We start from the raw sequence: 19,919 nt of genomic DNA on the forward strand, positions 1-19,919 counted from the left end.
TAAACGGCCGGTCGGACGATGCAAGCGGGTTTCGCCGCAAAAATGCAAAGTCCGCGATAAACCGGGGTCAGGCGACGAACTGCTCCATCGTGATCCGGTCGTCGAGCGCGTGCTCGGGATCGAACAGCAGAGTCAGTTCGCGCGCGCGGTCCATGCAGATGTCGACGCGCGCGACGTTGCGGATCTCGCGCTGGTCGGCGACGGCGGAGACGGGGCGCTTGCCGGGATCGAGCACGCGGATGCCGATCCTTGCCTTGTCGGGCAGGATCGCGCCGCGCCAGCGCCGGGGGCGGAACGGGCTTATCGGGGTCAGCGCGATCATGCCCGAGCCGAGCGGCAGGATCGGGCCGTGCGCGGACAGGTTGTACGCGGTCGAGCCGGCAGGCGTCGCGACGAGGATGCCGTCGCAGGCGAGTTCGGGCAGGACGATGCGATCGTTGACGGTCACTTCGAGATTGGCGGTCTGGCGGGTCTCGCGCAGGAACGACACCTCGTTGATCGCGGGCAGCGTGTGCGTGCGCCCGTCGACGCCGAGCGCGGTCATACTGAGCGGGATGACCTTGAACGGTTTCGCGCGCTCCAGACGGTCGGTGAGACCATGGTGGCGCCATTCGTTCATCAGGAAGCCAACGGTGCCGAGGTTCATCCCGAACACCGGCACCGGCGGCTTGCGACGCTCCAGCATCGAGTGGAGCGTCTGCAACATGAAGCCGTCGCCGCCGAGCGCGATGATGACATCCGCCTCTTCGACGGACACCCACTCGCCCATGTCGGCGAGTTCGGCCTCTGCGGCACGAGCGGGCGGGGTATTGGACGCGACCAGCGCCCGCCGCTCGTACCGACTCATCCGCCCGTAACGCTCATGTGACGCGCGACCGCGGGGCCTTCGCCCTGGCCGATGCGGAAGTCGTGCGCCTTGGGCTTGGCGTAAAGCCCTGCGTCGATCGCCTCGTCGAGGCCAGCGGTGCCGCCTTCGCGCAATGCCGCCTTCAGGTCGACCTGATCGTCATGGCCGAGGCACATGTACAGCTTGCCCTCGGTGGTCAGGCGCACACGGTTGCAGCCGTCGCAGAAATTGGCGGTCAGCGGCGAGATCAGTCCGAGCCGCGTGCGCGAGCCGTCTACGTTCCAGTAGCGCGCCGGGCCACCAGTCTTGTGCGCGTCGCGCGCGAGCGTGAACTGCTCGCTCAGTTCGTCGAACACCTTGGTCAGCGGCAGGAAGCGATCGGTCCGGTCTTCGTCGATCGCGCCCAAAGGCATCGTCTCGATCAGCGACAGGTCGAAGCCCTCATCGCGGCACCAGGCGAGCATCGGCGCGATCTCGTCCTCGTTGAAGCCCTTCAGCGCGACCATGTTGATCTTGATCGCCAGCCCCGCGTCGCGGGCCGCGTAAATGCCGCCGATCACCTGCGACACGTCGCCATGGCGGGTGATGTAGCGGAAGCGCTCGGGATCGCGGCTGTCCATGCTGACATTGACGCGGCAGATACCGGCATCGACCATAGCCTCGGCATGCTGCGCCAGGCGCGTGCCGTTGGTGGTCATCGTCAGTTCTTCGAGACCCGACCCGATGTTGTGGCCAAGGCGCTGGACCAGTTCGGCGACATCGCGGCGCACGAGCGGCTCGCCACCCGACAGCCGGATCTTGGTCACGCCGCGCGCGATGAAGCGCTCGGCGATGATCGCGATCTCTTCCAGGCTCAACAGCTTGCTGCGCGGCAGGAACGTCATCTTTTCGGACATGCAGTAACGACAACGCAGGTCGCAGCGATCGGTCACCGAAATCCGCAGGTACTTGATCGTGCGACCATGCGTATCGCGCAGCGGCTTTTGCAATGAGGCTGGCGCGATCGTCATCGCATCAGAGCTAGGGGCTGACTTGGTCGGTAACAAGGCCGGACCGGCTGGTAATGGATTGGCGGAGGGCGATACGCCAGCTAGGCTCGCACCGATTGGCTGGGGTGCGACGGGAATGGAAGACATGCAGACGGCAACGACGCTGTTCGCGATATCGTTCCGTCAACGCGATGAAATCGCGGAGATTTTGGCGTCCGCTGGCGCCGGTGCCGGCTGGCACGCGGTGGTCGTGCAGGACGCCCAGGCGATCGAAAGTCGCTTCCTGGCGAGCGGCGCCGCGGTGGCCATGATCGACGCGCGTGGTGCGCTCGACGACGCGCTTTCGGCGACGCGCTCGCTGGGAGGGCTCGTCGCCACCAACGGCGCGGCGTTACTGGTCCTGGTCTCTCGTGGCGACGTCGAGGCGATCGGCGAATTCTTCGATGCGGGCGCGACGCAATTCCTCGCCAGTCCGGCGAGCGATAGCGAACTGGTGCAGGCGCTGCGCTTCGCCGGGCGTCATGCGGCGCGTGCCTCGGGCGGCACGATCGACCGACGCGGCATACCCGGCGCGTCGTTGTACGATCGCGAGACGGGCGACGCGCGGCGCTGGATCGTCGGGCGGATCGCCGACGACCGGCCGGTCGCGGTCGTGCTGGTCGCATTGTCGCGGCTCGATATCGTCAATGCCGCGCATGGCCGACCCGCGGTGGACGGGCTGATCGAGGCCGCGGTCCGCCGTGCGGAGACCGTCGCGCGGGAGGCGATCGGCGTCGAGGCGATGGTCGCGCGGCTCGGCGGGTCGGAGTTCGTGCTGGTGATCGAGGCGTCGGGCGCCGCGGTGACGGCCGCGATCACCGCGCTGGACGCCGCCCTCGCGCGGCCGTTCGCGGTGGCGGATACGCGCGCCGTGCTCGGGTGTCGGTTCGGCGTGGCGCAGCGCCAGCCGGGCGACGATGCGGCGGCGTTGCTGCGCCGTGCGAGCGAGGCGCTGGCCGAGGCGAAGGCGAGCGACGGATCGGTGCTGCACGTCGCGCTGCCCGACGGAGTCGCGCCGATCGACGCGCTGGCGATCGACCTCCACCATGCGATCGAACGCGACGAGATCGATCTGCGCTGGCAGCCGCAGGTCGAGATCGCGAGCGGCAGGATCACGGGGGTCGAGGCGCTCGCGCGGTGGAGCCATCCGAAGCTGGGGCCGCTCGGCGCCGACGCGCTGTTCGATGCTGCCGACCGTGCCGACCTGGGGATCGCGCTGTCCGATCACATCCAGCGGCTCGTGCTCGCGCGCGCGGTTGCCTGGCCGGCGGAATTGGGGACGCTGCGCGTGTCGCTGAACCTCACCGCGGCCGATATCACGCGACCCGGCTTCGGTGCGCTGTTCCTGGCGCGGATCGACGAGAGCGGGTTTCCGCGCGGGCGGCTGACCGTCGAGATTACCGAGACCGGGCTGATCGAGGACCTTGCCGCGGCATCGGCGTTGCTGGCGGAACTGCGCGGGGCAGGGTGCCGGGTGGCGATCGACGATTTCGGCACGGGCTATTCGAGCCTCGCCTATCTGAAGTCGCTGCCGCTCGATTACGTCAAGATCGACAAGTCGCTGGTGCGAGACATCGACGGCAGCGCGCGCGACCGCGTGGTGGTCGCCGGCGCGATCACGATGGCGCGTTCGCTGGGCCTTGCGGTGATCGCCGAGGGGGTCGAGCGACCGTCGCAGCTCGAACTGCTCGCCGCGGGTGGGTGCAGCCTGTACCAGGGCTTCCTGCTGTCGGAGCCGGTCGGCGAGGCGGCGTTGCTCGAACTGATGGCGAGAGAATGATGCGTACCCTGATGCTACCCTTCGCGCTGATGACGGTCGCGACAGCGGCGCCTGCCCAGACGCGAACGCAAACCTCCGCCGAAACCGCGATCCGCCAAAGCATGGAGGTGAGTGCCGCGGGATGGAATGCCGGCGATCTCGTGCGGTTCATGGATGTGTACGCCGATGATGCGGTGTTCGTGACGCCGAAAGGTCTGCTGCGCGGCAAGGAGGCGATCTCCGCGAAATACCGGCCGAGCTTTCGCGGAACGGGCAATGCGCGCGGCAAGCTGTCGTTCGCGTTCCTCGAGATGCGCGGGATCGATCCGCGTCACGTGATGCTGTTCGCGCGGTGGACGCTGACAGGGCCCTCGACCACCGAATCCGGCATGACCACGCTGGTGTTCGAGCGGCGCGGCGCGGCGTGGCAGATCATCGCCGACCACAGCAGCTGATGCGTGCCGGGCACGCATATCGGGATGGTGAAATGACGCAAACGCTCGACCGCGCGACAGCAGCGCGGTTTGCCGAACTGACGTTGGGGCATCTGACCCGCGAATGGCCGTACAAGCTCGACCAGACGCTGGCCGGGCCCGACGATCTCGCGCTGCCGAAGACGTTACACCCCGTATTCCACGGCAGTTTCGACTGGCATAGCTGCGTTCACGGCTGGTGGCAGGTGATGCGCCTCGCGCGGCTGTATCCCGACATGGCGCAGGCCCGCGCGGTCGAGGCGCTCGCGGACCGGATGCTGGTGCCCGCGTTGATCGCGGGGGAGGTCGCGTATCTGGACCGGCCGATGACGGGCGGGTTCGAGCGTCCTTACGGTTGGGGATGGCTGCTCGCGCTGCACGACGAGCTGGCGCTGCGTCCCGATCGGCCATGGGCGGCCGCGGTCGAGCCCTTGGCACGCGCGTTCGCGGCCCGGTTTGCGGCGTATCTGCCGAAACTGATCTACCCGGTGCGGAGCGGGAAGCATGATTGCACCGCGTTCGCGCTGGTCCACGCGCTGCGCTGGGCGCGGACGCGCGATGCATCGCTCGCCGCACTGATCCAGACGCGCGCGCGGGACTGGTATGGCGACGATCGCGACTGCCGCCCGTTCGAGCCCAGCGGGGAGGATTTCCTGTCGGCGACGCTGTGCGAGGCGGCGTTGATGAAAGACGTGCTGGGCGACGACTTCGCACCGTGGCTGGCGGCGTTCCTGCCCGATCCGTTCGGTGCCGCGACGGCGTGCCTGCGCTCTGCCGCGATCGTCAGCGACCGGTCGGACGGCCGGCTCGCGCATCTCGACGGCGTGAACCTGTCGCGCGCGTGGTGCTGGCGGACGATCGCCGACGCGCTGCCAGATCCTGCCACGGCGCGCGCGATCGCCGACGCGCACTTGGCGGAGGCGCTGCCGCATCTCGCGGACGACTACATGGGTGAGCATTGGCTGGCGACGTTCGCACTGCTCGCGCTCGAGGCTGAATGATCTGAAGAGAAGGGGCTGGCGTAGCGGACCACGCTGCCTAAGGTCGCATCATCGAACGAAAGAGAGTGATGATGCAAAGACGCCTGCCGTTCCTGGCCTTGCTGGCCCTTTCCACGACCGCGCTGGCCCAGACGTCGGCCCCCGCAACCGACCCGAACGCGTATCTCGAGGACATCCACGGCGCGCGTGCGCTCGATACCGTCAAGCGGTGGAACACGCAGTCGCTCGCCGCGCTCGAAGCCAAGCCCGGCTATGCGCGCTACCGCCAGCGCGCGCTCGACCTGTTGCAGGCGGATCGCCAGATCGCGACGCCCGACCAGATCCTCGGCGATCAGGTGCTGAACCTGTGGCAGGACAAGACCAACGTGCGCGGCCTGTGGCGGGTCGCCTCGCTCGCCTCGTTCACCAGCGGCAAGCCGGTATGGCGGACGCTGATCGACGTGGATGCGCTGGGCAAGGCCGAGGGCAAGAGCTGGGTGTGGAAGGGCGCGACGTGCCGCTCGCCGTCGTACGACCGCTGCATGGTCGAACTGTCGAACGGCGGCGGCGATGCGGTGGTCGAGCGCGAGTTCGACATTCCGACGGGCAAGTTCGTGACCGACGGCTTCGTCGTGCCGAGCTTCAAGACCGGGCTGAACTGGGCCGGGCCTAACGCACTGTACGTCGCAACAGATTTCGGGCCCGACAGCCTCACCAAGTCGGGCTATCCGCGCACCGTGAAGCGGTGGCAGCGCGGCACGCCGCTTGCCGCGGCAACGATCGTCACGAGCGCGACGCCGGACGATGTCGGGATCGAGACCAACGTCTTCTCCGAAGGCGATCGCCGTTATGCGCTGGTCTCCCGCAACGTCGACTTCTTCCATTCCAAGCGCAGCCACATCGCCGATGACGGCCGGCTGGTGCCGTCGCCTTTGCCCGACGATGCGGTGATGAGCACCGTGCTCGACGGGCGGCTGATCGCGACGCTCGCCTCGGACTGGCGCGGCATCCCAAGCGGGTCGGTGATCGCGTATTCGATCGCCGACGTGCTGGCAGGCCGCGCGCCGGCGATCGAGCGCGTGCTGGTACCGACCGCGACGCAGGCGGTGGAGCAGGTGGATTCGAGCAAGTCGGTGCTGTGGGTGAAGATGCTCGACGACGTATCGGGCCGGCTCGTATCGCTGACGCGCGGCGCGGACGGCATCTGGACGCAAGGCGTTGCGGCGCTGCCGACCGCATCGACGATCCATCTCGAAGCGACCGCGGGCAAGGACGATGTCGCCTTCGCGGTGGTCGAGAGCTTCCTGAGCCCGCCCGCGCTCTATGCCGTCCGCCCCAACGCGAAGCCGGTGGCGGTCGACACGCTGCCCGCGCGGTTCGACGCCTCGACGATGCAGGTCGAACAGCGGTTCGCGACGTCGAAGGACGGGACGAAGATCCCGTATTTCCTCGTGCGCAAGAAGGGCACGACTGGCCCGGTGCCCGCGCTGGTCCACGCGTATGGCGGGTTCCGCAACGCGCAGACGCCGACCTACCTCGTCGACCAGCCCTATCGCTCGGGTCCGGCCGGGTTGTTCTGGGTCGAGGAGGGCAACGCGTTCGTGCTCGCCAACATCCGCGGCGGCGGCGAATACGGGCCGCGCTGGCACCAGATGCCGCTGCGCGAGAACCGGCAAAAGGCGTATGACGATCTTCATGCGGTCGGCGACGATCTGGTCCGCACCGGTGTCAGTGCGAAGCGGAAGATCGCGGTCTCGGGCCGCTCGAACGGTGGCCTGCTGGTCGGCGTCGCGATGGAGCAGCGGCCCGACCTGTACGGCGCGATCGTCATGGGATCGCCGTTGCTCGACATGCAGCGCTATTCGCATCTGTCGGCAGGCGCATCGTGGATCGGCGAATATGGCGACCCGGACAAGCCCGCGGACTGGGCGTTCATCTCGCAATATTCGCCGTACCAGAATTTGAAGCGCGCCGTGAAATACCCGACGCCGTTCATCTACACCTCGACCGAGGACGACCGCGTCCACCCTGGCCACGCGCGCAAATTCGCCGCGCGGCTGGAGGCGTATGGCGATCCGTTCTTCTATTACGAGAACCCCGAAGGCGGCCACGCGGCGGGCGCCGACAAGATCGAGGACGCCAAGCGCGCGGCGCTCGTCACCGTGTATCTGAACGCGCAACTCGCGCCACAACGCTGATCGTCAGGAATCCATGATGCGTAATTTCCGTCTGTTGCTCGGCGCCGCGATGCTCGCGCTGCCCGTTTCGTCGATCCCCGCGCCCGTGCTGGCCGCGCAAGCCGAGACGAGCGCGTTCGCGTCGCTGTCGAAGCGCTATGTCGATGGCCTCGCCCGCCTCAATCCGTCGTCGGCGACCGCGCTCGGCGATCACCGGTTCGACACGCAGATCACCGACATGTCCGCCGCGGGGCGTGCCAAGCGTGAGGCGTTCTCGAAGGCGATGCTCGCCGATCTCCAGCGGATCGACCGCAAAGCCCTGTCGCGCGAGGAGCAGGTCGACGCGGCGCTGCTCGATAATGCGCTGCGCTACGACATCTGGGATACCGAGACGCTCGGCGGGTGGGCGTGGGACCCGCAGGTCTATAACGACATCGCCGGCAGCTCGCTCTATTCGCTCGCCGCGCGCGATTTCGCGCCGTGGCCGCAGCGGCTAAATGCGGCGACCGCTCGGATGGAGGCGCTCCCCGCATTGCTGGCCCAGGCACGCGCCAACATCGTGGTCGCGCGCGTACCGTCGATCTACGCGACGACCGTGGCGAAGCAGAACAGCGGCATCGTTGACATCGCCGAGAGCATGCTCGCGCCGCACAAGAGCGAATTGTCGGCAGCCGACGCAAAGCGGTTCGACGCCGCGCTCGTTAAACTGAAAGCGGCGGTCGCCGAGCATCAGGTCTGGCTCGACAAGACGCTCGTTCCCGGCGCGAAGGGCGACTTCCGCCTCGGCGCTGCGCTCTACGACAAGAAGCTCGGCTTCGCGCTGCAATCCGACCTCACCCGGACCGAGATCAAGCGCCGCGCGCAAGCCGCGATCGTCGACACGCGCGCGCAGATGTACGCGATCGCGCGCCAGATCTTCGGCGCCAAGAAGGGCGCGCTGCTGCTTCCCGACAAGCCGTCCGAAGCGCAGCAACAGGCCGCGATCCAGCTCGCGCTCGAACTCACCTACGCCAAGCGCCCGCCACGTGACGGCATGATCGACGCCTCGATCAAGGCGCTGGCGCAGGCGACCGCGTTCGTCCGCGAGAAGGGGCTGGTCGGGATGCCCGACAGCCCGGTCAAGATCATCACCATGCCCAAGTTCCAGCAGGGCGTCGCGGTCGCCTACTGCGATTCCCCCGGCCCGCTGGAGAAGAACCTCGGCACGTTCTTCGCCGTCTCGCCGATCCCCGACGACTGGACCGAGGCGCAGGCGACCTCGTTCCTCAGCGAATATAACGACTACATGATCCACGACCTCGCGGTGCACGAGGCGATGCCGGGGCATTACCTCCAGCTCGCGCATGCCAATGCGACTCAGTCGACGCTGCGCGCGGTGCTCGGCTCGGGGCCGTTCGTCGAGGGCTGGGCGGTGTACGCCGAGGGCATGATGGCGGACGAGGGCTATCTGAACGGCGATCCGCTGTTCAAGCTCACCGTGCTCAAGATGCGACTCCGCTCGATCTCGAACTCGCTGCTCGACATCGGCATCCACACCGAAGGCATGACGCGCGAGCAGGCGATGCAGTTGATGACGCACACCGCGTTCCAGCAGGAACGCGAGGCGGCGGGAAAATGGGTCCGCGCCTCGCTCGGCTCGACTCAACTGCTGAGCTATTTCACCGGCTATTCGGAGCACATGGCACTGCGCGAAGAGGCCAGGAAGCGGCAGGGCGCGGCGTTCGATCTCAAGCGCTACAACGACGCGCTGCTCGCGCATGGTTCGCCGCCGGTCCGCTACGTCCGCGAACTGCTGTTCGACCTGCCGATCGGCTGAAGCAAGCAAAGAAATGATGCCCGAACCGGTTGGCGGCTTCGGGACTGGCAACCCCGTGCGACACAAAATCGCACGGGGTTGCCGAAACACCGTGACGACAGACTATCCGCGCGGTTCGCGCGCACGATGCGTCCGTCTGGCAGGACGCCCTGCGTAGTTTCCGATCCTGACATGCCGCGTTGGCGGTAGCTATTTCGCCGATCGTGATCCGGTCGCGACGGTGCGATCGGAACGCCCGCCGCGTAAGCCCCGCCGCGCCATCGCGCGACGCCACTGACCGCGCCGTCATCATAGCCAGAAAGCGCATCATCATGGCCTATCAAAGCGTCAATCCGTTCGATGGCAAGCTCGTCGAAGCGTTCGAAACCCTCAGCGATCCGCAGCTCGAAACCAGGATCGCGGCAGCGGACGCGTGCTTCCGGACATGGCGTTATATGCCGTACGCCGAACGGGCGAAGATCATCGCCAGGGCCGGCCAAATTCTCCACGCGCGGGCCGACGAACTCGCCCGCATCATGACGACCGAAATGGGCAAGCGGATCGGCGAGGCGCGTGGCGAAGTGGAATTCAGCGCGCGTATCATGGCGTATTACGCCGCGAATGCGGAACGCTTCCTGGCGCCGGTCAAGCTCAGCCCCACCAATGGCGAGGCGCATATGGAAAGCAGCCCGATCGGCGTGATCTTCTGCGTCGAGCCCTGGAATTTCCCCTATTACCAGCTTGCTCGCGTCGCCGGGCCGCATCTCATGGCGGGCAATACGATGGTGGTGAAGCACGCCGGCATCGTGCCGCAGTGCGCGATCGCCTTCGAACAGGTGATGATCGAGGCGGGTGCGCCGGTCGGCCTCTATACCAATCTGCCGATCAGCCACGACCAGTCCGACACCGTAGTGGACGACCCCCGTATCAAGGGCGTCGCGCTGACCGGCAGTGTCGAAGCCGGCCGCAGCATCGCCGCGCGGGCGGGCAGGAACCTGAAGGTTTCCTCGATGGAACTGGGCGGCAGCGATGCCTTCATCGTGCTAGAAGATGCGGATCTCGACCTGACGGTGCCCTGGGCGGTGTGGGGCCGGATGTACAATACCGGCCAGACCTGCTGCGCCGCAAAGCGGTTCATCGTGGTCGAGAGCATGGCTGACGCCTTCCTCGCGAAGTTCAAGGCCGCGCTGGCTCTGCTCGAAGCGGGCGATCCGATGGACGATGCAACCACGCTTGGTCCGCTCTCGACCGAGCGGGCGCTGGTCGATCTTCTCGAGCAGGTCGACGGTGCGGTCGCGCACGGTGCGAAGGTCGCGCTGGGCGGCAAGCGGATAGATCGTCCGGGGTCGTACATGGCGCCGACCATCCTGACCGATATCGCGCCGGGCAATCCTGCGTTCCGTCAAGAATTCTTCGGCCCGGTCACATCGTTCTTCCGCGTGAAGGACGAGGAGGCCGCGATCGCGCTCGCCAATGATTCCGACTTCGGTCTGGGTGGTTCGGTATGGACCGCCGATGTCGCGCGCGGGCGGCGCGTCGCCAGCCGGGTCGAGACGGGCATGATGTTCATCAACAACATCGACTGGACCGATGCGGAACTGCCCTTTGGCGGGATCAAGGACTCCGGATACGGCCGCGAACTCGGCGACATGGGCATCCAGCAGTTCGTCAACAAAAAGCTCGTTCGCACGCACGACGTGAAGGCGCCCGCCTGACGCTGCTCGAAAATGCCCGGCGGGCAATGCGCCGTCGGGCACCTCGGATGCGCAGGAGGAGATGCAAAAAAGCGCTATTCTGCCCACGTACCCTCGCGCACGGGCAAGGCCGGTATCTTCAGTGATGCGCGCCGCCGCCGCGAAGGTCTAAAGCATTTCCAGCGGAGAACGTTGGCGCGGACGGGGGAACGCCGCGTCGAGCGCCGCGATCACGCCGCCCGACAGCACCAGGTTCGCAGCGGCGGCGTTGTCGCGGACATGCGCAACGGTGCTGGCCTTGGGGATCGCAATGACCCCATCCCGGCGCAGGACCCAGGCAAGCGCGACCTGCGCCGGCGTCGCGCCGATGCTTTTCGCCAACTCTGCCAGCACCCGGTTGGCGAGCAGCCGACCCTGCTCGACCGGGCTATACGCCATGACCGGGATGGCCTGCGCTTCCAGCCAGGGGAGCAGGTCATGTTCCGGTCCCCGTCGGCCCAGATTGTAGAGGATCTGGTCGGTTGCGCAGCCTTCGCCACCCGCCTGGATCAGTTCCTCCATGTCGTCGGTATCGAGGTTGCTGACGCCCCAGTGACGGATCTTGCCCGCCGTTCGCAGCACTTCCATCGCCTCGATCGTCTCGGCGAGCGGCACCGATCCGCGCCAGTGAAGCAGGTACAGGTCGAGCCGATCGGTGCCGAGCCGCTTCAGGCTGGCCTCGCACGCCTTGGCGAGGCGCGTCCGCGACGCGTTTTGCGGATAGGCCTTGCTGACGAGGAATATCTCGTCGCGAACCGGGCCCAGTGCTTCGGCGATCACGCGTTCGGCGGCACCGTCGCCGTACATCTCGGCGGTGTCGATCACCGTCATGCCGTGCTCGACGCCCTCGCGCAGCGCCGCGATCTCGGCTGCGCGGTGCGCTGGCCGTTCTCCCATCATCCAGCTGCCCTGGCCGAGCGCCGGTATCTTTTCCCCGCTCGGTAGCGTCACCGTCTTCATCGAACTTCCCATCAATATCGGTGTCACGCGTTCAACGCGGCACGGCATCTTTTGCTGCATCGGCCTTGTCACAGCGAAGATCTGGGGCGGATCGGACCGGAATGGAGCATGGCAGGGCACGGACCCGCGCAGTGCGACAAAACCAGTTCGATGACGGTATCTTAACCAAAGCGAGTTCATTGGAACTAACATAAGCTAAGGTCTATCGGGGAACGGGTGCGGTGAAGGGTGTTGTGTTCAACTTGCTGGAGCAGGCCGTCACCGATACATATGGCGACGACGCCTGGATCGACCTGCTCGAAGCGGCCGGGGTCGACGGTGCCTATACCTCGCTCGGCAGCTATCCGGATGCGGAGATCGTCGCGCTCGTCGATGCCGCGGCGCATCATCTCGATCTTCGCCCCGCCGACGTGTTGCAGTGGTTCGGCAGGGCGGCGATGCCGATGCTCGCCGACCGCTATCGGCCGTTTTTCGCGGGGCATGTATCGGCGCGCAGCTTCGTGCTGAGCGTCAACGACATCATCCATCCGGAAGTCCGCAAGCTCTATTCGGGCGCGGGGTGTCCGCATTTCCACTTCGGCGACGATGCCGAGGGGCGGCTGGTCATCGGCTATCAATCCCCGCGACGGATGTGCCATCTCGCGCACGGGTTCGTCGAGGGGGCGGCCGACCATTACGGTGAACGCGTCACGATCGAACACCTGGCCTGCATGCAACACGGCAACCCTGTCTGCCGGCTCGCGGTGCGCTGGCTTCCTTGAAGCACTTCGTTGCCCCTGAACCCCGCGATCTCGCCACCCGGCTCGCGCGTGCGGAACGGCGGACCGCGCGGGAACGTGCTGCGCGTTTGGAGGCGGAGGCGATCGCGGAACAGGGGTTGCGACGTCTGTACGAAAGCCAGCAGCGGCTGTTGCTTCTCCAGCGGATCACCGATGGTGCCAACCAGACGGCCGAGATCGAGACCGCGTTGCACGTCGCGGTCACGGAAATCTGTCGGCATATGGACTGGTCGTTCGGCAACGCGCTGCTCGTATCGGGGCAGGGCGACACGGTGACCGGGTGCGACGTCTGGTATGCGGCTGACCCCGACGTGATGTTTCCGTTCGTCGAAGCGTCGCGGGGGGTAAGCTTTGGAAAGGGCGCGGGCCTGCCCGGCCGCGTCCTGATGGATGTCCGGCCGCACTGGATCGACAACGTCATGGTGGATCCCAATTTTCCGCGCGTCGCCGCGGCGGCGCAATGCGGATTGGCCGCGGCGTGTGCGTTTCCCGTCATGGTCGGCGATGAAGTGGCGGGCGTCCTAGAATTCTACGCGCGGCGTCTCATCGTTCCCGATCACGACCTGCTCGGGATCATGGGGCAGATCGGAACACAGCTCGGCCGGGTGATCGAGCGCGATCGCGCGCGCCGCGGGCTGATCCACGACGCGCTCCACGACGCGATGACCCGGTTGCCGAACCGCACCTTGTTCATGGAACGCGCCGAAAGCGGGTTTGCGCGGATGCGAAGCCGACAGGGGGCCGGTATGGCGGTGATGGTCGTCGACCTCGACGGCTTCAAGGCGATCAACGATACGCTCGGCCATCATGCGGGCGACGCGCTGCTGATCGAAATCGCCCGTCGCATGCAGGCGTGCATCGCCGCGGCGGAGGACACGGCACGCGACGGCGGCGCCGCATGGCAGGCGACGCTCGCCCGGGTCGGTGGGGACGAGTTCAACGTGTTGGTCGACGGCGTCGACGACCCGGCCAGCGTCGGCGACCTGGCCGACACGATCCACCGCTGTCTCGCCGCGCCCAGCGTGCTTGCGGGTACGCATGTCCGCTGCCAGGCGTCGATCGGGATCGCGCACGGCACGACCGCGTATGGCGACGTCGGCCAGATGCTGCGCGACGCCGACCTCGCAATGTACCGCGCAAAGTCGCACGGTCGCGGGCAGAGCGTGACGTTCACCGATCAACTGGGCGTCGAAGTGCGGCATCGCACGCAATTGGAGCAGGAACTGCGCCAGGCGATCGCCGAGCGGCAGTTCGTGCTGCATTCCAGCCGATCGTGTCGTTGACCGATCCCGACGGCGTTTGCGGTTTCGAGGCGCTGATCCGCTGGAACCACCCTTCGCGCGGACTGCTGGCACCGGCTGCGTTCATCGACGTCGCCGAGGAGACCGAGCTGATCCTGTTCATCGGCGATTGGGTGCTGCGCGAAGCCTGTGCGCAGGCATCCGCATGGCACCAGCGGTCCGACGGTGGTCCGCGACCGTTCGTGAGCATCAACATCTCGCCGCAGCAGTTCCTGCAACCCGAGTTCGTGGGGCGTGTCCACACCGTCCTGATGGAGACGGGCATCGCACCGGAAACGGTACGGCTCGAAGTGACCGAGGGCGTCGCGATCCTCGATGCGGTGCGAACGTCGACGATCCTCGAGGAAATCCGGGGATGGGGCGTAAAGACCAGCCTCGATGATTTCGGTACCGGCTTCTCGTCGCTCAGCTATCTCCAGACGCTGCCGTTCGATGCGTTGAAGATCGATCGCTCGTTCGTCGCCGCGATGGACGACAGCAGCAAGAGTCGCGGTATCGTTCGTGCGATCCTCGATATTGCCAAGACGATGGGCATGGCGGTGATCGCCGAGGGCATCGAGACCGCTGAGCAGGCGGCCATGCTGCAACGGATGGGCTGCGAGATGGGGCAGGGGTTCCTCTACGGCCGTGCAGAGGAAAATTCCGTGGCGTTCGCGCGACTCTAGCCGGGCTCGCGTCGGGTTACCCTGCCTGTTCGAGGCGTCTTCGAAACCGGTTCGCGAAAATCCTGGCTCGTCCCAGCCGGGTCTGAACGTGGATGGTCTGTCGCGGACGCTTGCGAGGACATCCGTCGCGCCGTACCCCCGCATCGTCGCATCCGAAGGAACGCATGTTGTCCGTCAAACTGGCTATTGCCGCTTTACTGTCCACCACGCTCACCGCCGTCACGGCGTCCGGGCAGGCGCTGCCCCCGCCGGTCGCGCAACCGGGCGAGAGCGCGGACGACACGCGCCTGAAACGACTATTCTACGACAGCGACGAGGCCAGCCTGAAGCGCAACCCGATCGAGGCGATTTTCCGCGGCGACCTGCGGTATGCTGATCGGCTCGGCGAGTATCTGACCGATGCGTACCTCGCCGCCGAACGCGCCGCGATCGAGCATGATCTCGCCGCGCTCAAGGCGGTCGACCGGACGAAGCTGACGGCGACCGACCAGATCGCCTATGACGTGTTCAAGACGCGCAACGAGACCGATCTCGCAGGCTACGCACCCGCGATCCTGAAGGTCCAGCGCGACCTGCCGATCGACCATTTCGGCGGTTTCCAGACCTTCTATCCCGACTTCGCGTCGGGCAAGGGCGCCGCGCCGTTCAAGACGCTCGCGGACTATGAGAACAACCTCAAGCGCAGCGCGCAATATGCGGCCCTGCTCGACCGCGCGATCACCCTGTTCCGCCAGGGGATGAAGGACAAGATCGTCCAGCCCAAGCTGGTCGTCACCAACATGATCCAGGAGTTCGACAATCTGATCGCGGAAGGCGTCGAGGGCTCGACCTTCTACGGCCCGGTGAAGACGTTCCCCGCGACGATCTCTGCCGCCGACCAGACGCGGTTGAAGGCAGCCTATGCCAAGCAGATCCGCGACGTCATCACGCCCGCGCACCAGCGGATGCGCGACTTCCTCGCCAAGACGTATCTGCCGGTCGCGCGCGACACCGTCGGCCTGTCTGCGCTGCCCGGCGGCAATGCCTATTACACCTACCTGATCCAGCAGCGCACGACGTTGCCGATGACCGCCGAGCAGGTCCACCAGCTCGGCCTGTCCGAAGTCGCGCGCATCCTGAAGGGGATGGAGGCGCAGAAGCAGGCGGTCGGGTTCAAGGGCGATCTGCCCGCGTTCTTCACCTTCCTGCGCACCGACAAGCAGTTCCAGCCAAGCTCGGTCGCGCAGCTTCGCGACGGCTATCAGGCGATCGAGAAGCGGATCTATCAGCGCATTCCCGAGCAGTTCTCGCTGACGCCGAAGACCGCGCTCGAAATCCGCCCGGTCCCGGCATTCAAGGAAAAGGGCTCGGCCGGCGGCTCGTACGAAGGCGGCACGCCGGACGGATCGCGGCCGGGCGTATTCTACTACAACAGCTACGATCTGCCCTCGCGCTACATGTGGGAGATGGAGACGCTGTTCCTGCATGAGGGCGTGCCGGGGCATCATTTCCAGATCAGTCTCGCGCAGGAGAACACCGCGCTGCCCGCCTTCATGCGGTTCGGCGGCAACACCGCCTATGTCGAGGGCTGGGCGCTGTACGCCGAGAGCCTGTGGAAGGAGCTTGGCATGGAAACCGATCCGTATCAGCGGATGGGTGGGCTGAACGACGAGATGCTGCGCGCGATGCGGCTGGTCGTCGACAGCGGCATCCATGCCAAGGGTTGGACGCGCGACCAGGCGATCGACTACATGCTCGCCAATTCGCCGATGGCGCGGACCGATGCGACCGCCGAGGTCGAACGTTACATCGCGATTCCGGGCCAGGCACTCGCTTACAAGATCGGCCAGCTGACGATCGCGCGAACCAAGGCCAAGGCGCAGGCGGCGCTCGGGGCGAAGTTCGATCCGCGTGATTTCCATGCGCAGGTGCTCGATACCGGATCGCTGCCGATGCCCGTGCTCGAACGCAAGATCGACGCCTGGATCGCTGCTGGCGGCGGGGCGGCGAAGTGATCGCGCGCCTCGCCATCGCGCTGGCCGCAACCAGCCTGCTCGCCGCGCCGATCGCGGCGCAGGAGAAGAAAGAAACCTCGACCGTCGAGAAGAAGGTCGACGACGAGGTCAAGTTCCCGCCGCTTCCCGCCGACAAGACGGTCCGCCAGTCGGCGTCGATCGGCGGTCGGAGCATCGCCTACGATGCCACCATCGGCACGATTTCCGTGCGCGACGACAAGGGCAAGGAAATCGGCCAGATCGTCTACACGTCCTATGTCGCGACGGGAGGCGCCACCAATCGCCCGGTGACGTTCGCCTTCAACGGCGGCCCCGGCGCGTCGTCGGTGTATCTCAACCTCGGCGCGGTCGGCCCCAAGCGCGTCCAGTTCGGCGCGCAGGGCAATGCGCCGTCCGACGCACCGATCACCACCGACAATCCGAACAGCTGGCTCGACTTCACCGATCTCGTCTTCATCGATCCGGTCGGCACCGGGTTCAGCCGCAGCCTGGTCGACGAGGAGAAGACCAAGAAGGCGTTCTACGCCAACGATCCCGACATCAAATATCTGTCGAAAGTCGTCTACGACTGGCTGGTAAAAGCCGGGCGTTTGCGCTCGCCGAAATACGTTATGGGCGAAAGCTATGGCGGCTACCGCGCGCCGCGGATCGCGTACGAACTCCAGTCGCAGATCGGCGTCGGGGTCAACGGGATCGTGATGGTCTCGCCGTATCTCGATCCCGCCTCGGGCGACGGCGCGACGGCGTTGTCGCCGCTGCCGTGGATGATCGACCTGCCATCGATGGCGGCGGCGCATCTCGAGCAGCAGCATCAACTGACGCCCGCGGCGATGGTCGATGTCGAAGCGTACACGCGCGGGGCGTTCGCGACCGATCTGCTGCGCGGACGCACCGATCCGCAGGCGGTCTCGCGGCTCGTGACCAACGTCAGCCGGCTGACGGGGCTCGATCCGGCGCTGGTGCAGAAGATGGGCGGCCGCGTCGACTCCGCGACGTTCCTCCGCGAGATTCACCGTGCCGACGGGACGATCGGCAGCGTCTACGATTCGAACGTGACCGCGTTCGATCCGTTTCCGTGGTCCGCGCAACGCCAGTCGAACGACCCGATCCTCGACGCGCTGATCGCGCCGACGACCAGTGCGATGGTCGATTTCGTCACGCGCGTCGTCGGGTGGAAGACCGATGCGCGCTATCATGCGCTGTCCTACGAGGTGAATTCGGCGTGGGATCGCGGCAAGCCCGACGACACGCCCGTCACCGACCTGCGGAAAGCGATCGCCAACGATCCGAAGATGGCGGTGATGATCGTGCACGGCTGGGACGACCTGTCCTGCCCGTTCTTCGCCTCGCGGCTGATCGTCGACCAGATGCCGAGCTTCGGCGCCACCGAGCGCGTCAAACTCAACGTCTATCCGGGCGGGCACATGTTCTACGGCCGCGAGGACAGCGGCGCGGCGTTCAAGCGCGACGCGCGGGCGATCTATGGCGGCGGCGTGCGATGACCCCGAATCGTACCGGCATGAGGACGAGTGCATGATCTTGCGCAGCGACGAGATCCAGGATGTCGCCGTGTCCGGCAGCGGCCTGATGCGGATGCACATGTTCCGGCCCGCGATCGAGGGGCGCTTCCCCGGCATTCTCCTGTTTTCGGAGATCTACCAGGTCACCGCACCGATCCGCCGGCTGGCGACGATGATCGCCGGCAACGGCTATGTCGTCGCCGTGCCCGAGGTCTATCACGAGTATGAGCTGCCTGGCACGGTCCTCACCTATGATCCCGCCGGCACGGATCGCGGCAACGCGTTGAAGATCGCCAAGCCCGTCGCCGCCTTCGACGCGGACGCGGATGCCGGCCTGTCCGCATTGCTCGCACACCCGGCATGCAATGGCCGGCTGGGAACGTTCGGTGTGTGCCTCGGCGGCCATCTCGCCTACCGCGCCGCGCTCGATCCGCGCGTATCCGCAGCCGCATGCTTCTATCCGACGGACATCCATTCGGGCACGCTCGGTGAGGGACGCTCCGACGACAGCCTTGCGCGGATGGCCGCGCTGAATGCCGTCACGATGTTCGTATTTGGCCGGCAGGACCCACACGTGCCCTTCGCCGGTCGGGAAACGATCCGCGCTCGGCTGGAGGAGGTCGGCGCGAACTACGAGTGGCACGAGCTGAACGCCCAGCACGCATTCCTGAGAGACGAAGGCCCGCGCTACGATCCCGCGCTGTTCCTCCAGGCCATGAGCCTCACGTTCGAGTTCTACCGCCGCGCGCTGGCCTGACCACGCGCCTGATCACGTGTCCTACCGGTGTGTTGCTGGAGGCGCGGCGACAGTCTCGATATTCGTAAAGCCAGCCATCTGCAGCGTGTAGATGGCGCCGCCGAGACAGCGGTACGAGGGATCGGACGTGTCGGCTTCGATGCGGGCATGACGCCCTTTTCCGGCCTTCGAACGCGCGACGGCCATCAGCGCGTCGTTCGTCATCGTGCGCCCGGCCACGGCAATGCTGCACGATGTCGCAGGACCGCGAATGCTAACGGTGAACGGCGTCACGCGCGCGCAGCTCGAGGAGACGATCGTCGCGATCGACAGCAATACATGCGCGACGGGGCGCATCGATCGTCTCATCGCGCGAGCATGCCTATCATGGCAGCTGCCAGCTCAAGGACATCGGTCCTTCGCGGCCGACGCTGTCCTTGCCTGATCCGGTTCGCGATTGTGCGCGCATCGTCGCGAACGCCAACAGCGTGGCCCGGCCAAAAGCGGCATCGAACTGCGGCATCGCCATGTTCGCCGCAGCGTCTTGGCCGGGCAGCAGATCGACGTGCGGATCGCGACAGTAGAGACTTCGATCCGCCAGTACCCGGCACGTCGCGGTGATCCGCGTTCGTGCGTCCGCGCGAAGGGCGGGCGGGGGATAGAAATCGGCAATGTCCGTAATCGATGCGGGATCGATCTTCACGTCGCCCTTGGCAACGGCACCGTTTGCCGTGCTCGGCGCCTTGTCCGCGGACGAAATGGTCACGCGGACAAGGACCGATCGATCGGCGTCACGCTTGGCGGGGCTCGATGCGCGAACGTGGTAGAACCGCGCCCGTGCGAGCGCAGCCCCGACGACCGGGTCGACTGGCGGACCTCCGATCCGGGCAAAGAGCCGTTGCCTGAAGACCTTGATGTCAGCCGTGCCGCCGTCGTCCGCGGGAATGCAGTCCCCGAGAGTATCATTCGGCCGAACGAGGCACTGGATCGCGACCGTCACGGGTTCGGCGGGCAACAGGGGTAGATCTTGAACGGTGATCGCACGCGCGGCCATGGAGGGGACAGCCTGCATCGCAGCTGCGTCCAGCGGTTCCGGGGACGTGATCGCTTTGGCGAGCAGTGCTTGTAACATCGCCGTGATGACGAGCGTCGACATGGTGTCCTCCTTCCGG

At 66.4% G+C, this 19,919-nt stretch carries 17 protein-coding genes; 12 read left to right on the forward strand and 5 right to left on the reverse strand.

What is annotated here, in order from left to right:
• Window positions 1–67: 67 nt before the first annotated feature.
• Window positions 68–847, reverse strand: coding sequence for an NAD kinase (locus IFR23_RS02655; RefSeq protein WP_107961854.1), 780 nt, complete (start codon window positions 845–847; stop codon window positions 68–70).
• Window positions 844–1,857 carry a GTP 3',8-cyclase MoaA gene (moaA, locus tag IFR23_RS02660; protein ID WP_192974571.1) on the reverse strand — a complete coding sequence of 338 codons (1,014 nt, stop codon included), beginning with the start codon at window positions 1,855–1,857 and terminating at the stop codon, window positions 844–846. The genes IFR23_RS02655 and moaA overlap by 4 nt, the downstream gene beginning before the upstream one ends.
• Before the next feature lie 115 nt (window positions 1,858–1,972).
• Here moaA and IFR23_RS02665 point away from each other — a divergent pair, with 115 nt between their 5' ends.
• The 6 genes from IFR23_RS02665 to IFR23_RS02690 all read left to right on the forward strand — a co-directional run bounded on the left by IFR23_RS02665 (window position 1,973) and on the right by IFR23_RS02690 (window position 10,774).
• Complete coding sequence (locus IFR23_RS02665) at window positions 1,973–3,655, forward strand: EAL domain-containing protein (protein WP_446740879.1); 1,683 nt, start codon at window positions 1,973–1,975, stop codon at window positions 3,653–3,655.
• Window positions 3,652–4,089, forward strand: a complete 438-nt coding sequence (locus IFR23_RS02670) for a YybH family protein (protein ID WP_244655398.1) — start codon at window positions 3,652–3,654, stop codon at window positions 4,087–4,089. The genes IFR23_RS02665 and IFR23_RS02670 overlap by 4 nt, the downstream gene beginning before the upstream one ends.
• A gap of 32 nt (window positions 4,090–4,121) precedes the next feature.
• Window positions 4,122–5,108 (forward strand): DUF2891 domain-containing protein, encoded by a 987-nt coding sequence (locus tag IFR23_RS02675; protein ID WP_192974573.1) that lies wholly within the window; start codon window positions 4,122–4,124, stop codon window positions 5,106–5,108.
• Between the two features lie 68 nt (window positions 5,109–5,176).
• On the forward strand, window positions 5,177–7,285 hold the full coding sequence (locus tag IFR23_RS02680; protein WP_244655399.1) for a prolyl oligopeptidase family serine peptidase: 2,109 nt from the start codon (window positions 5,177–5,179) through the stop codon (window positions 7,283–7,285).
• A gap of 16 nt (window positions 7,286–7,301) precedes the next feature.
• Window positions 7,302–9,080 (forward strand): DUF885 domain-containing protein, encoded by a 1,779-nt coding sequence (locus IFR23_RS02685; protein WP_192974574.1) that lies wholly within the window; start codon window positions 7,302–7,304, stop codon window positions 9,078–9,080.
• Window positions 9,081–9,391: 311 nt separating this feature from the next.
• Window positions 9,392–10,774, forward strand: a complete 1,383-nt coding sequence (locus tag IFR23_RS02690; protein ID WP_192974575.1) for an NAD-dependent succinate-semialdehyde dehydrogenase — start codon at window positions 9,392–9,394, stop codon at window positions 10,772–10,774.
• Window positions 10,775–10,921: 147 nt separating this feature from the next.
• On the opposite strand, the gene IFR23_RS02695 is transcribed toward IFR23_RS02690, so the two are convergent.
• A complete protein-coding gene (locus IFR23_RS02695; protein WP_192974576.1) occupies window positions 10,922–11,752 on the reverse strand; it encodes an aldo/keto reductase in 831 nt (276 codons plus the stop codon).
• Between the two features lie 221 nt (window positions 11,753–11,973).
• Between IFR23_RS02695 and IFR23_RS02700 the strand changes: the two genes are divergently transcribed.
• The 6 genes from IFR23_RS02700 to IFR23_RS02720 all read left to right on the forward strand — a co-directional run bounded on the left by IFR23_RS02700 (window position 11,974) and on the right by IFR23_RS02720 (window position 18,768).
• Window positions 11,974–12,513 (forward strand): heme NO-binding domain-containing protein, encoded by a 540-nt coding sequence (locus IFR23_RS02700; RefSeq protein WP_192974577.1) that lies wholly within the window; start codon window positions 11,974–11,976, stop codon window positions 12,511–12,513.
• Window positions 12,510–13,814 (forward strand): sensor domain-containing diguanylate cyclase, encoded by a 1,305-nt coding sequence (locus tag IFR23_RS02705; protein ID WP_244655400.1) that lies wholly within the window; start codon window positions 12,510–12,512, stop codon window positions 13,812–13,814. The genes IFR23_RS02700 and IFR23_RS02705 overlap by 4 nt, the downstream gene beginning before the upstream one ends.
• Window positions 13,811–14,497, forward strand: a complete 687-nt coding sequence (locus IFR23_RS20110; RefSeq protein ID WP_244655401.1) for a putative bifunctional diguanylate cyclase/phosphodiesterase — start codon at window positions 13,811–13,813, stop codon at window positions 14,495–14,497. Before IFR23_RS02705 ends, IFR23_RS20110 begins: the two co-directional genes overlap by 4 nt.
• Before the next feature lie 164 nt (window positions 14,498–14,661).
• A complete protein-coding gene (locus IFR23_RS02710; RefSeq protein WP_192974578.1) occupies window positions 14,662–16,491 on the forward strand; it encodes a DUF885 domain-containing protein in 1,830 nt (609 codons plus the stop codon).
• Window positions 16,488–17,993 carry a S10 family peptidase gene (locus IFR23_RS02715; protein WP_342344852.1) on the forward strand — a complete coding sequence of 502 codons (1,506 nt, stop codon included), beginning with the start codon at window positions 16,488–16,490 and terminating at the stop codon, window positions 17,991–17,993. The genes IFR23_RS02710 and IFR23_RS02715 overlap by 4 nt, the downstream gene beginning before the upstream one ends.
• 31 nt (window positions 17,994–18,024) lie before the next feature.
• Window positions 18,025–18,768: a dienelactone hydrolase family protein gene (locus tag IFR23_RS02720; protein ID WP_192974579.1), complete on the forward strand. Its 744-nt coding sequence runs from the start codon at window positions 18,025–18,027 to the stop codon at window positions 18,766–18,768.
• 21 nt (window positions 18,769–18,789) lie between these two features.
• Here the strand turns inward: IFR23_RS02720 and IFR23_RS02725 are convergent, their stop codons facing one another.
• Both IFR23_RS02725 and IFR23_RS02730 read right to left on the reverse strand, forming a co-directional pair.
• On the reverse strand, window positions 18,790–19,104 hold the full coding sequence (locus IFR23_RS02725; RefSeq protein ID WP_192974580.1) for a hypothetical protein: 315 nt from the start codon (window positions 19,102–19,104) through the stop codon (window positions 18,790–18,792).
• Window positions 19,105–19,132: 28 nt separating this feature from the next.
• A complete protein-coding gene (locus IFR23_RS02730) occupies window positions 19,133–19,903 on the reverse strand; it encodes a hypothetical protein (RefSeq protein WP_192974581.1) in 771 nt (256 codons plus the stop codon).
• Window positions 19,904–19,919: the final 16 nt, after the last annotated feature.

Origin of the sequence: Sphingomonas sp. CFBP 13603 (assembly GCF_014892665.1) — a bacterium.
Taxonomy (GTDB): domain Bacteria; phylum Pseudomonadota; class Alphaproteobacteria; order Sphingomonadales; family Sphingomonadaceae; genus Sphingomonas.